Origin of the sequence: Roseovarius sp., assembly GCF_040223625.1 — a bacterium.
Classification (GTDB): domain Bacteria; phylum Pseudomonadota; class Alphaproteobacteria; order Rhodobacterales; family Rhodobacteraceae; genus Roseovarius.
Genome location: NZ_JAVKFX010000072.1, coordinates 65,063 through 77,724, shown reverse-complemented (window position 1 = coordinate 77,724; position 12,662 = coordinate 65,063). Strand labels below are relative to the sequence as shown.

Genomic DNA, 12,662 nt, shown 5'->3' with positions numbered 1-12,662 from the left:
TCCACCCGTTTTCCGGTTCCGGAGTCCCCACTCCGCCTGGGATTATGCATCAGCAGGTCCAGTTTGTCAGAAAAAATGCTTACCCCACGTCAACAGACCCGCAGGCTGTAGCAAAAAGGCCCCGGCGCGATGCCGGGGCCTTTGTCGTCCGTCGAGCGGGTCGGGCGCCTAGTGGGCGTGGCCCTTGTCCCATTCCTCCTGCTTGGGGAGGATTTCGAACGTGTGCTCGGGCGGGGGCGAGGCCACCGTCCATTCCAGCGTGTCGGCGTATTCGTTCCAGTAGTTGTTCTGGGTCACCTTGGCGCCCCGGAACAGCGAGTAGAACACGATGCCGAAGAAGAAGATGAACGAGGCGAACGAGATGAACGCGCCGAGCGAGGACCACCAGTTCCAGACCGCGAAGGCCTCGGGGTAGTCGATGTAGCGGCGCGGCATGCCCTGGCGCCCGAGGAAGTGCTGCGGGAAGAAGGTCAGGTTCGCGCCGAGGAACATCGTCCAGAAGTGCAACTTGCCCGCCCATTCCGGGTATTGCCGCCCGGTCATCTTGCCGAAGTAGAAGTAGACCCCGGCGAAGATGGCGAAGACGGCGCCCAGCGACATCACGTAGTGGAAGTGCGCCACCACGTAGTAGGTGTCGTGATAGGCGCGGTCGATGCCGGCCTGCGACAGCACGATGCCGGTCACGCCGCCCACGGTGAAGAGGAACAGGAAGCCGAACGCCCAGAGCATCGGCGTCTTGAACTCGATCGAGCCGCCCCACATCGTGGCGATCCACGAGAACACCTTCACCCCGGTCGGCACGGCGATCACCATCGTGGCCAGCATGAAGTAGGACTGCTGGGTCAGCGACATGCCCACGGTGTACATGTGGTGCGCCCACACGACGAAGCCGAGAAGGCCGATGGCGATCAGCGCCCAGACCATCGGCAGGTAGCCGAAGATCGGTTTGCGCGAGAAGGTCGCGATCACGTGGGAGATGATGCCGAAGCCGGGCAGGATGATGATGTACACCTCCGGGTGGCCGAAGAACCACAGGATGTGCTGATACAGGATCGGGTCACCGCCGCCGGCCGGGTCGAAGAAGGTCGTGCCGAAGTTCCGGTCGGTCAGCAGCATGGTGATGGCGCCCGCCAGGACCGGCAGCGACAGCAGGATCAGCCATGCGGTGACGAAGATCGACCACGAGAAGAGCGGCACCTTGAAGAGCGTCATGCCCGGGGCGCGCATGTTCAGGAAGGTGGTGATCATGTTGATCGCGCCGAGGATCGAGGAGGCGCCGGAGACGTGGACCGCGAAGATCGCGAGGTCCATCGACATGCCCGCCTCGGTCGAGGAGAGCGGCGGGTAGAGCACCCAGCCCACGCCCGAGCCCAGCTGGCCGTTGCCGCCCGGCGAGAGCAGCGAGGCCACGCCCAGCGAGGTGCCGGCCACGTAGAGCCAGAAGCTGAGGTTGTTCATGCGCGGGAACGCCATGTCCGGCGCGCCGATCTGCAGCGGCATGAAGAAGTTGCCGAAGCCGCCGAAGAGGGCGGGGATCACCACGAAGAACATCATCAGGACGCCGTGATAGGTGATCATCACGTTCCAGAGGTGGCCGTTCGGGGTACATTCGCCCGCCGCCGCCGCGATGAAACGCGCGCCTTCGAGGCACATGTACTGAACGCCCGGCTCCATCAGTTCCATCCGCATGTAGACGGTGAACATGACCGAGATCAGCCCGACGATGGCCGAGGTGATCAGGTAGAGGATACCGATATCCTTGTGGTTGGTGGACATGAACCAGCGGGTGAAGAACCCGCGGTTGTCTTCATGGCCGTCGCCGTGAATGGCCGCATCTGCCATTGGCTGCCTCCTGCTGCATCTTACTGTGGCGCGTCACCGGTCGAGTCACGCACCGGCAATTGTTGCAGGTTTTAGAATGCATCCGTCACAGGGGCAATGCATGAGTTTGATATGCATCAATGAATATTGTCGCACCCCCGTCCGGCCGGTTCCGCGTGATCACGCGGATTTGTGCGGCGGACACGAAGCGGTGAGACCGGGCCCGCAGGCGCCGATTTGCGTTTGTCATCAGCGCGATGCGCCACAGGTGTCAGGGCACAGGTCCGGAACAATCCCATGCGGGCCACGTTGAAGGTTCACGAGATAAAAACTTGAGAGGAGTTACTATGAGACATTGGAACACGATTACCAAGGCCGGCGCAGCCGCCACGGTCGCGCTGCTGGTCGGTCTTCCCGCAAACGCCATGACCTGCGAGGAATTCACCGCGATGAGCGAAGACAGCCAGCGCGGCTGGATCATGGGTCTTGACGCCGGTCGCATGGAAGCGCGCGAAATGGCGCGCGGCGACATGGCGGACGCGTCGGCCGAAGGCGTGTCGACCAAGCAGGACGACAGCACCGATGGCGGCCGCGAGGAAGCGCGCGAAGACGCCCGCGGCGCCCCTGACGTGTATGTTCAGGTCGTGGAAGATTGCCAGGGTTCCCCCGGCATGAACGTGACCGAGGTATTCCCCATGGCGGATCCGAAGGGGATGGGCGAGTAACGCCCGACTGATCCGTCGCTTTTTCAAGGTTGCCGGCCCTTTCGCACGACTGTGCGGAAGGGTCGGTTCTTTTTGGGGGGTCATTTTGCGGGATCAGTCGGCGGTTCGCTTGGCGCGGGCGTCCAGCAGGATGAGCCCGAGGCCGCCCGCCGCGATGATTCCGGCGCCGAGCCAGACTGGCCAGCCCGGCACCGTGCCCCAGACCACCCAGCCGATCAGCGCCGCCCAGAGCAGCGCCGTGTAGTCGAAGGGTGCGACCGCCGCCGCATGACCGATGCGGAAGGCGTGGGTGATGAGCGCGATGGCCAGCGTGCCGGTGACCGCCATCGCCGCGAGCAGGGCGATGGCGGCCGGGCCGGGCGGGGACCAGTCGAGCGCGAGGGTGGCCGCGCAGAAGAGGCCCGAGAAGAGGGTCATCCAGAAGGTCATCGTCCAGAACCCGTCGCGCGGGTCGATCAGGCGGGCCGAGAGCATCACCAGCGCGTTGACCAGCGCCGCCGCCAGCGCGAGGAGGGCGGCGGGCTGCATCGTCTCGGCGCCGGGGCGGATGGCGATGAGGGCGCCGAGGAAGCCCAGCCCGATGGCCGCCGCGCGCAGGGGGCCCACATGCTGGCCGAGCAAGGGCGCCGACAGCAGCGCCACGAAGATCGGCGCGGTGAAGATCAGCGCCGTCGCCTCGGCCAAAGGCAGGTCGGCGAAGCTGCGGATGAAGAGCCAGGTGGCGCCCACGGCGAGGGCCGCGCGGACGGCGTGAACGCGCAGGCAGGTCGAGCGCAGGCCGCCCGGCCCGTCGCGCCACAGGATCACCGCCGCGATCATCGGCAGGGCCAGCGCGCTGCGCAGGAGGAGGATCTGGAACGGGCCGAACGTGGCCACCAGCAGCTTGGCGATGGCGTCGTTGATCACCAGCAGCAGCACGCCTACGCACATCACGAGGATCGCGCGGCGGTTGTCCTGCGGCGGGGCGGGGTGGGTCATCGGGCGGGCAACCCCGGGTTGGTTCGAGAGACACGATAGCCGGGCGGGGGAAGGGTCGCCAGCCGAAACGGCGCGGTCAGGCTGTAAGGGTTCGCCACTGGCCCGGAGCAAAGCCGCGCCTTGGCGCGGCGCCGGGCAGCGCCCGACCGCCCGGACGGGCGGGCGCTTCTGCAACGTGGCCATGCAGAGCAATCGTCGGATGTGTGCGGGACGATAAAGCAACCATCTCCAATGTTGGCGCGCCCACCCGCGGTCGGGCGCTGCCCGGCGGGGCAAACGTCCGGCAGGGAAGCGGCATAGGCCGGGCGCAGGCCGTGTTCAGGCCGGGGCGAGGGCCGGGAAGATCGCGGGGAAGGTCTTTTTCAGCGCCGTGTCGACATCGCCCATCTCCACGGGCAGGCCGAGATCGACCAGCGAGGTGACGCCGTGCTCGACGATGCCGCAGGGGACGATGCCCGAGAAATGCTCGAGATCCGGCTCGACGTTGATCGAGATGCCGTGGAAGCTGACCCACCGGTGCATCTTTATGCCGATGGCCGCGATCTTGTCCTCGGGTTTTTCGCCGGTGGCGGTGAGCGGCCCGTCGTCGCGGGTGACCCAGACGCCGACCCGGCCGGGGCGGATTTCGCCCTTCACGTTGAACTGGTCGAGCGTGGCGATGACCCAGGTCTCGAGCTGTTCGACGAAGCGGCGCAGGTCGCGGCCGCGGCGGCCGACATCGAGCATGACATAGACCACGCGCTGGCCCGGCCCGTGATAGGTGTATTGCCCGCCCCGGCGGGTCTTGTGAACCGGGAAGCGGTCGGGCGCGCGCAGGTCGGCGGGGTTGGCCGAAGGGCCGGCGGTGTAGAGTGGCGGATGTTCGACCAGCCAGACTGCCTCGTCGGCGCGGCCTTCGGCGATGGCGGCGGCGCGCGCCTCCATCTCGCGGCAGGCGTCGTCATATCCGGTCAGGCCGGGGGAGGTGATCCAGTTCACCATGGTGTGGCCAGCCCCTTTGCTGTGACCGGCGATTCGCCGGTTCTTGCCCCTCGGGAATGGAGTATCGCATTGAGCCGAAAGTGCAAATTGGCGCGCAAAAAAGCGTGACGGAATCGCGAAAGCCCATGATAGCATGGCCGGCATCAAGGAATTTTTGAACCTGGAGGGATAATTACAATGACTTTCAAGAGGATCACGGGCGCGGCGGTGATGACCGCCATGCTGATGGTGCCGGTCGGGCGCGCCCAGGCGGACGAGTTCGTCGGCGGGCTGGTCGGCGGGATCATCGGCGGGGCGATCGGCAGCGGCCTCGCCAACCAGCAGCGCAACAAGACCCGCACGACGCGCACGCGCACCGTCTATGTCCAGCCGCGCGCCACCTCGGCGCAGCGGCAGCAGGCGCGGGAGATCCAGACCTCGCTGAACTATTTCGGCTTCAATGCCGGCGCGGCGGACGGGGTTCTGGGCGGGCAGTCGCGGGCGGCGATCTCGCGCTACCAGGGGTACATGGGATACCCGGCGACCGGGCAGCTTTCGGAATACGAGAAGACCATGCTGCTGGGCGCCTATCACCGGGCGCTGGCGGGCGGGGCGGAGGTCAACCAGCTCATCGCCAAGTCGAACGAGGGTGCGCGGGCGGTGCTTATCGCGCAGCGTGACGGCACGACCGGCACGCGCACGACCGGCTATGCCGGGCTGCCGATGGCGGTGTCGGAGGCGGTGGACGAGGTGGCCGACAGCTCCGACCCGTCGGCCGAGCAGCTTCTGCAGCGCTCGGGCTTCATCCAGCTGGCCGACCTCAACGGCGACGGCAGCACCGATTACATCATCGACACGGCGCTGGCCGGCAGCAGCTTCTGGTGCAACGCCTCGCAGTGCAAGACCATGGTCTTCGCCTCGACCTCGGACGGGTACCGGCGCAACGACCTGCTGCTGCACGCGCCGAAGCCCGACAGCTTCGACTGTATCGGCGGCACCTGCCAGGTGAAGGCGGCGCCCGCGGCGCAGCCCGAGGCCAACACGATGATGGCCAAGGCCGAGGAGCCCGAGACCGGTGCCACCGCCGGGCTGACCCTGCCGGTGTTCAATACCGCGCCCAAGCAGAAATCGCTGTCGAGCCATTGCAGCAAGGTCAACCTGCTGACCAGCGCCAATGGCGGGTTCACCACGGTGGCCGATGTCAGCAACCCGGATTTCGCGCTGAGCGAGCAGCTTTGCCTGACGCGGACCTATGCCGTGGCCCGCGGCGAGGACATGATCGCCTCGGTCCAGGGGGCGAGCCAGGCGGCGATCGAGCAGCAATGCGACGCGTTCGGGGCCAGCATGTCGGTGCATCTGGGCGCGCTGGGCTCGAAGCCGCCCAAGGCGGTGCTGAACGATGTGAGCGGGCTGGTGCTGGAGAGCGGCATGACGCCGGAACAGCTTCGGACCACGGCGCAGATCTGCATGGCGAGCGGCTACCAGTCGGACAAGATGCCGGCGGCGCTGGGCGGGGCGCTGCTGCTGACCGCGCTGGGCGAGCGGCCCTATGCCGAGCTGGTGGGGCATCACCTGCATGGCGGGTTCGGCACGGAGGGCGATGCCGACATGGCGCTGGCGTGGTACGAGGTGGCGATCTCGGCGCTGGATGGCGGGGCGGCCCCTGTCTTTGCCCCGAGCCAGGCCGACCGGGTCGAGGTGCTGCGCAAGGCGGCGCTGGGGCTGGCGGGCGGCGACGTGGCGATGCCGGTGCCGGCGTCGAGCACCGGGTCGTCGATGCCGGTGTTCACGCTGTCGGAATAACGATCGCAGCCGGGAGGGCGCTCCTGTGTAACCCGGCTGTAGCCTGTGCGCCGCGGGGCTTCATGCTAGCGGCCCCGCGGAGGGCACAGGCGATGCGCGGCATGGGGGAAACCCCGTGCCGCGTCTTCGTTTGCGTGCGGACGAAAAAGGCGGAATTTTCCTCTTCACAAGGGGGCGGCAATTGCGTATACGCCGCGCACCTACCTGATCACGTGCGGTCGTGGCGGAATTGGTAGACGCGCAGCGTTGAGGTCGCTGTGGGGTAACACCCGTGGAAGTTCGAGTCTTCTCGACCGCACCAGTCACTCCCTGACATCGAGGAAGCTTGACGCGCTTTCGGCGCGGGTGAGGCGTTTTCTTCGAAGAAAACGGGCCGGAATTTTGCAAAATTCCGGTTGGGCCGCGCGTCAGGGGCTCGTGTCGTCCGAGGCGTCGGGTATGCGTTTTCCGGTGGCGATCTGGGTGGGTGATGTCGGGCGGGCAACCTGTGGCTCGACTATCCCCGCCAAACATGCTTCCTGACCAAGGGTAGCGTGTGCGAGGGCCGGGATGACGGGCAGGACCGACAATGCCGTTCTGGGCATTCTGATCAGCATCGTGGCGCTGGTGCTGTTCGACCTGATGGGCCTGATCATCAAGGCGATGTCGGTGCGCTATGGCGCGGCGGAGCTGTCGGCCTATCGCAACCTCTTCGGGCTGGTGCCGAGCGCCGTGGCATTGTGGATGACGGCGGCGTGGCGGCGGGGCGACCGGAGCCTGCGGATGCGGCAGTGGCGGCTGGCCGTGGGCCGGGGGCTGGCGGTGACGCTGGCGCAGCTTCTGTTCTACATGTCGCTGGGGCTGATGGCCTTTGCCACGGCGACGACGATCTCCTACACGACGGCGCTCTTCACCACCGCTTTGGCGGTGCCGCTTCTGGGCGAGCGGGTGGGGGCCATTCGCTGGCTGGCGGTGGCCATCGGGTTCGTGGGCGTGGTGCTGATCATGCGGCCGGGCACGGTGGATTTCGCCTGGGTCATGCTGCTGCCCTTCGGAGCCTCGGCGCTTTACGCCTATACCGGCGTGACCGCGCGGCTGGTCGACGAGGGCGTGCCGACACCGCTTTTCAACCTCTATTCCTCGGGCGCGGCGGCGGTGGGGTCGGTCGTGCTGGCCCTTGCGCTGGGCGGGTTCACCCCGCTGGCGAGCTGGCAGGATGCGGGGATGATCCTGCTGATGGGGATCTTCGGGGGCTCGGCGGTGCTGTGCCTGGTGATCTCGTTCCGTATGACGGAGCCCAGCAACCTGGCGCCGTTCAGCTATTTCGGGATTCCCATCGCGTTCGTCTTCGGCTGGGTGTTCTTCGACGAGGCGCCGTTCGACACGCTGATGCCGGGGGCGCTGTTGATCGTCGGCGGGGGGTTGATGATCGTGGTCCGCGAGCGGCGGTTGCGGCGGGGTGGGGGTGCTTAGGGGCGCCTAGCGCGGAATCCAGGGCGTAAGCCCGCCGCGCATCGCTGGGCCGTCCCGACGGCACGGCGATTTTGCAAGTGGAGTACCACGCTCTTGGGTTGGATGTACTTGGCGGGGATAAAATGCCCCTCACCAATGTTGGCTCGCCGTACCACGGCCCGTCGATGCGCGGCTTCTCACCGGCGCATAAAGAAAGGGCCGCCACGGTGGTGACGGCCCTTTTCGTATCGCAAGTCGGCCCTGCCTACCCGTAGACCAGCCTTGGCAGCCAGGTGATGATCTGCGGGAAGAGCATGCAGGCCGCCAGACCCACCACCTGCAGGAACAGGAAGGGCAGGGCCGAGCGGAAGATGTCGCCCATCGGGATCTCGGGCGGGGCCACCCCGCGCAGGTAGAACAGCGCATAGCCGAAGGGCGGCGACAGGAAGCTCATCTGCATGTTGACGAGGTAGAGCACCCCGAACCACAGCACCAGGTCGCTGTCCGAGCCGAGGCCGAAGGCCTGCGCCCCCAGCGCCTTGATGATCGGCACGAAGATCGGCACCGCCAGAAGCAGGATGCCGACCCAGTCGAGGAACATGCCCAGCAGGATCAGGATCACCTGCATCAGGATCAGGATGCCCCACGGCCCGAGGCCGAGGCCGGTCATGGTGTCCTCGACGAATTGCTGGCCGCCCTCGAGCACGTAGAGCCCGACGAAGATGGTGGCGCCGAACATGATCCAGATCACCATGGCCGAGGCCTTGAGCGTGGTCAGGCAGGCCTCGCGCACGGTGGCCCAGTCGAGCTTGCGGTGGATGGCGGCGACGATGAAGGCGCCGAAGGTGCCGATGCCGGCGGCCTCCACCGGCGTGGCGACGCCGGTGAAGATGACGCCGAGGACCACGGCGATCAGCGTGAGCGGTGCGGCCATGTTGCCCAGCAGGCGCATCTTCTCGGCGGTGCTGACCCGTTCCTCGACCGGGATGGGCGGGCCCTTCTGCGGGTTCACGTAGCACATCACCGTGACGTAGAGGATGTAGAAGCCCGAGAGCATCAGCCCCGGCAGCACCGCGCCGATGAACAGCTCGCCCACCGATTGCTCGGCCACCACCGCGTAGATGATGGCGAGGATCGAGGGCGGGATCAGGATGCCCAGCGTGCCGCCCGCCATGATCGAGCCCATGGCGATCTTGGGATCGCAATGGCGCTTGAGCATGGCCGGGAGCGCGATGATGCCCATGGTCACCACCGCCGCGCCGATCACGCCCACCATGGCCGCAAGGATCGTCGAGGCGATGATCGTGGCCGAGGCGAGCCCGCCCTTCACGCCGCCCAAGAGCTTGTAGATGACGTCGAACATCTCGTTGATTATGCCCGCCCTTTCCAGCATCGCGGCCAGGAAAATGAAGAGCGGGATGGCCGAGAGCTGGTAGTTGGTCATCAGCGGGAAGATGCGTGACGGCACGATGTTGAGCGTGCGTTCGTCGCCCAGGATGAACAGGAAGACGCAGGCCAGCCCGCCGGTCACGAAGGCCAGCGGCAGGCCGGCCATCAGGAGCACGATGAGGCTGCCGAACATCAGCAGCGTCAGCCATGCAATGTCAATCTCGATACCCATGGCTTACCCCGCCTGCATGCTGTGACGAACGGTTGCGACATCGCGGGCGAGCTTGGCGACCCCTTGCAGGATCAAGAGCACCGCGCCAACGACGATGGCCCATTTGAAGGGCCAGTAGGCGATCGTCCATTCCGAGAAGGAAATCTCGTTCACCACGGTCGCGTCCATCGCGAAGATCCAGCCGGTGACCAGCAGGGTGCCCGCGAAGATGAAGAAGAAGATCGAGGTGAAGAGATCGACCAGCGCTTTGCGCCGCGGCGACCATTCGGCATAGAACACGTCGACCTTCACATGCGCGTCGGTCATCGCGGCATAGGCGCCGGCGATGAGGTATTGCATCCCGAACATCAGGAACATCCCTTCGTGCACCCAGATGGTGGGCGAGTTGAAGACGTAGCGGGCGACCACCTCGAAATAATAGGCGAAGACCGCGATGACCGCCCAGTAGGAGACGAACTCGCCGCAGAAATAGGAGAGCCGGTCGATCGCCCCGGTCCAGCCGGTGCCGATATGGTCGTGGTCCTTCTTCTCTTCCTCATGCTCGATATGTTCGAGCCGGGCCTCGGCCGGGGCGGCGCGGGACGGCTCGGCATCGGCGCGGGCCTGGGCCTTGCGGACCATGCCGGGGATCAGCAGGGCGTCGATGGCGATGAGCGCGCAGAGCAGCATCAGGGCGTAGAAGGCGAAGTCGGACCATTGCTGGCGGGCGGCGCGGGCGTCGTCGAGCGCGGGGCCGGCGGCGTCGAGATCGGCCTGGGCCTTTTCGAAACGCTCGGCGTCGGTGACCTTGGCGGCCTCGGCCTTTTCCAGCTCCTTCTCGGCGCGGATCTGGGCGAAGGAGCCTTCCTCGGCCTCCTCCAGCTCGGTCCGGAGCCGGGCGATGCGGTCGTCGGCGCCGGTGACCTTGGGTTCGAGTCGGTCGACGATGCGCTGGGCGCTGGCGACCTCGTTGGCGGTTTGGCTGACCACCTCGCGGGCCTCGCGGCCTTGCGCGTTGAAGACGAGGATGGCGAAGAAGATCGGCAGGAACACCAGCCCCCACAGGTTGCGGAGGTAGAGCCGGTGCAGGCCGAGCAGGCCGCCGGTGACGAGGATCATGTAGGCGATCGGCACGGAGTAGCCCCGTGTCCGGGTTCGGCGGGCCATCACCATGGCGACCAGGGGGAAGACGATAAGGCCCCCCCAGTACAGCCAGTGCGGCAGGATGAAATCTATGCTGGGCATTGTCTATCCGCTTGTAAGCGCAGGCCGGGCCCCCGCGCCGTGGCGGGGGCCCGATGTTTCAGTCCGTCACGGCAGGCCGTGGCTCAGAGATCGAGTTCCTGGCCCTCGACCATCTCGGGGGTGACGTAGCCCAGTGAGCCCGACATCATGTAGTCGAGCTGGGTTTTGAAGACGCGGGCCGCGTTCTTGTCGCGGTTGGCGTACTTGTACCAGATCGGCACGGCGACCTCGGTCATGATCTCGACATCGGTCTGGCTGAGGCGGGTGACCTCGGTGCCGTCTTCCTCGAATTTCGCCCAGGCTTCCTGGTCGGCCTTCTGGATGGCGGCGTGGTGCGCGTCGGAATAGGCGTGCACCTCCATCTCGACGAATTGCTTCATCTCGTCGGACAGCGCGTTCCAGCTTTCCATGCCCACCGTCAGGTCCATCAGGTCGACGGGCTGGTAGACCGACATGAAGCCCGGCGGGCCCATGGAGATGTAATCGGTCACCTGGCTGAAGCCGAGGGCGTAGTTCACCGCCGGGCCCACGTAGTCGGCCACGTCGATGGTGCCCTTTTCCAGCGCCGGGAAGATTTCCGAGCCGGGCAGGAGCGTGGTCTTGGCGCCGAGCGCCGAGAAAAGCTCGGCCACCATGCCGCCGGGCGCGCGCATCTTGCGGCCCGAGAAGTCGTCGACCGAGCGGATCGGCACCTTGGAGTGGATGATGTTGGGCCCGTGGTGGATGGGGCCGACGAAATGCATGTTCTGTTCGGCATAGAGCTCGCGGGCGATCTCGAGCCCGCCGAGGCCGTAGTAGAACACGTCGAATTCGTGCGGGTTGCGCAGGCCCATCGGGTAGCTGGTCAGGAACATGGCCGCCGGGATGATCCCTTGCGCGTAGATGGTGAAGGGGTTCACCGCGTCGAGCACGCCGTTCTTGACCGCGTCGTAAAGCTGGAAGTCGCCCACGACGTCATTGGCGCCGAAGGGTTCGAAGGCCAGCTCGCCGCCGCTCTTTTCCTGGATCGAGGCGGCCCAGTCCTTGAAGATCTGCAACCCGATGCCGCCGGGCCAGGATGTCTGGATCTTCCAGGTGGTGGTCTGGCCCTGCGCCGTGGCGATGGCCGGGGCCGAAAGCCCGGCCGCGCCCGCCGTGGCAAGCCCGGTCAGCGCGGCGCGACGTGAAATCGTCTTGTCGTGTGTCATCATATCCTCCCTGTTGTCTGGCAAGCTGCGCAAGGCGCCCTCCCAGACGCCGGCCGCAGGCCTTGCCGCGTGGCCCAAACTAAAGCCTCACTCGAATTGGTAAAGGTTTTTTTCCAATTTGGGGGTCTCGCGTGGCGGGCAAGGGCTCTGGCGGCGGTCGGGTGGTCTGTTAGCGTGCGGTGAAATGGAATCGGAAAGGAACGGGACGTGGTCAAGAAGGTATGCATGATCATCGGCGGGGGCCGCGGCATGGGCGCCGCCACGGCGCGGGAGATGCACGGGCGGGGCTATCGGCTGGCGCTGATGTCGCCGTCGGAGAGCTGCGAGGCGCTGGCGGCGGAGCTGGGCGGCGTGGCCCGGCGCGGCAAGGCGGAGAACGCCGAGGATACGCAGGGCCTGTTTGATCTGGCGATGGAGACATATGGCCGGATCGACGCGTTGCTCATTCACGTGGGCGGACCGCCCAAGGGCGACCTTCTGGAGATTGCCGAGGAGGAGTGGGACCGGGCGCACGAGATGGTGCTGAAGCCGGTGATCCGGATGGCCAAGCTGGTGACGCCGGTGATGGAGCGCCAGGGCGGCGGCTCGATCGTGGCGATCACCACGTTTTCGGCCTTCGAGCCGAGCCTGACCTTCCCGACCTCGAGCGTCTACCGGGTGGGGGTGTCGTCCTTCGCCAAGCTCTACTCCGACCGGTACGGGCCGGCGAATATCCGGTTCAACTGTCTTCTGCCGGGCTTTACCGACAGCCTCGACCTGCCGCAGAAGTTCGCCGAGATGTCGGCGCTGGGGCGGCTGGGAAAGGCCGAGGAGCAGGCCAAGGCGGCAACCTTCCTGCTGAGCGAGGACAGCGGGTTCATCACCGGCCAGTCGCTCAGGGTCGACGGGGGCGTGACGCGGCATATGTGATGG

Annotated in this window: 10 protein-coding genes and 1 tRNA gene; 5 read left to right on the top strand and 6 right to left on the bottom strand. The window is 66.3% G+C overall.

Annotated features, from left to right (window positions below; translation table 11 throughout):
- Positions 1-168: 168 nt before the first annotated feature.
- Entirely contained in the window at positions 169-1,842 is a 1,674-nt protein-coding gene (locus RLN94_RS20535) for a cytochrome c oxidase subunit I (RefSeq protein ID WP_350158776.1), read from the bottom strand.
- A gap of 326 nt (positions 1,843-2,168) precedes the next feature.
- On the opposite strand from RLN94_RS20535, the gene RLN94_RS20530 reads away from it, so the two are divergent.
- The gene (locus RLN94_RS20530; protein ID WP_350127931.1) at positions 2,169-2,546 is read left to right on the top strand and encodes a hypothetical protein; all 378 of its coding nucleotides are present in this window, start codon (positions 2,169-2,171) and stop codon (positions 2,544-2,546) included.
- A gap of 93 nt (positions 2,547-2,639) precedes the next feature.
- Here RLN94_RS20530 and RLN94_RS20525 read toward each other — a convergent pair whose 3' ends face one another.
- Complete coding sequence (locus tag RLN94_RS20525; RefSeq protein WP_350127934.1) at positions 2,640-3,524, bottom strand: DMT family transporter; 885 nt, start codon at positions 3,522-3,524, stop codon at positions 2,640-2,642.
- A gap of 318 nt (positions 3,525-3,842) precedes the next feature.
- Positions 3,843-4,505, bottom strand: coding sequence for a lipoyl(octanoyl) transferase LipB (gene lipB / locus RLN94_RS20520; RefSeq protein ID WP_350127937.1), 663 nt, complete (start codon positions 4,503-4,505; stop codon positions 3,843-3,845).
- A gap of 177 nt (positions 4,506-4,682) precedes the next feature.
- Between lipB and RLN94_RS20515 the strand changes: the two genes are divergently transcribed.
- From RLN94_RS20515 to RLN94_RS20505, 3 genes are all read left to right on the top strand, one after another.
- Positions 4,683-6,287, top strand: a complete 1,605-nt coding sequence (locus tag RLN94_RS20515) for a peptidoglycan-binding domain-containing protein (RefSeq protein ID WP_350127939.1) — start codon at positions 4,683-4,685, stop codon at positions 6,285-6,287.
- Between the two features lie 214 nt (positions 6,288-6,501).
- Positions 6,502-6,588, top strand: a tRNA-Leu gene (locus RLN94_RS20510).
- A gap of 248 nt (positions 6,589-6,836) precedes the next feature.
- Entirely contained in the window at positions 6,837-7,739 is a 903-nt protein-coding gene (locus tag RLN94_RS20505) for a DMT family transporter (protein WP_350127942.1), read from the top strand.
- Positions 7,740-7,983: 244 nt separating this feature from the next.
- Here the strand turns inward: RLN94_RS20505 and RLN94_RS20500 are convergent, their stop codons facing one another.
- The 3 genes from RLN94_RS20500 to dctP all read right to left on the bottom strand — a co-directional run bounded on the left by RLN94_RS20500 (position 7,984) and on the right by dctP (position 11,750).
- Complete coding sequence (locus tag RLN94_RS20500) at positions 7,984-9,339, bottom strand: TRAP transporter large permease (protein ID WP_350127945.1); 1,356 nt, start codon at positions 9,337-9,339, stop codon at positions 7,984-7,986.
- Between the two features lie 3 nt (positions 9,340-9,342).
- Complete coding sequence (locus tag RLN94_RS20495) at positions 9,343-10,563, bottom strand: TRAP transporter small permease subunit (protein ID WP_350127948.1); 1,221 nt, start codon at positions 10,561-10,563, stop codon at positions 9,343-9,345.
- 83 nt (positions 10,564-10,646) lie between these two features.
- Positions 10,647-11,750, bottom strand: coding sequence for a TRAP transporter substrate-binding protein DctP (dctP, locus tag RLN94_RS20490; protein ID WP_350127951.1), 1,104 nt, complete (start codon positions 11,748-11,750; stop codon positions 10,647-10,649).
- Positions 11,751-11,957: 207 nt separating this feature from the next.
- Between dctP and RLN94_RS20485 the strand changes: the two genes are divergently transcribed.
- On the top strand, positions 11,958-12,659 hold the full coding sequence (locus RLN94_RS20485; protein WP_350127954.1) for an SDR family oxidoreductase: 702 nt from the start codon (positions 11,958-11,960) through the stop codon (positions 12,657-12,659).
- Positions 12,660-12,662 lie beyond the last annotated feature (3 nt).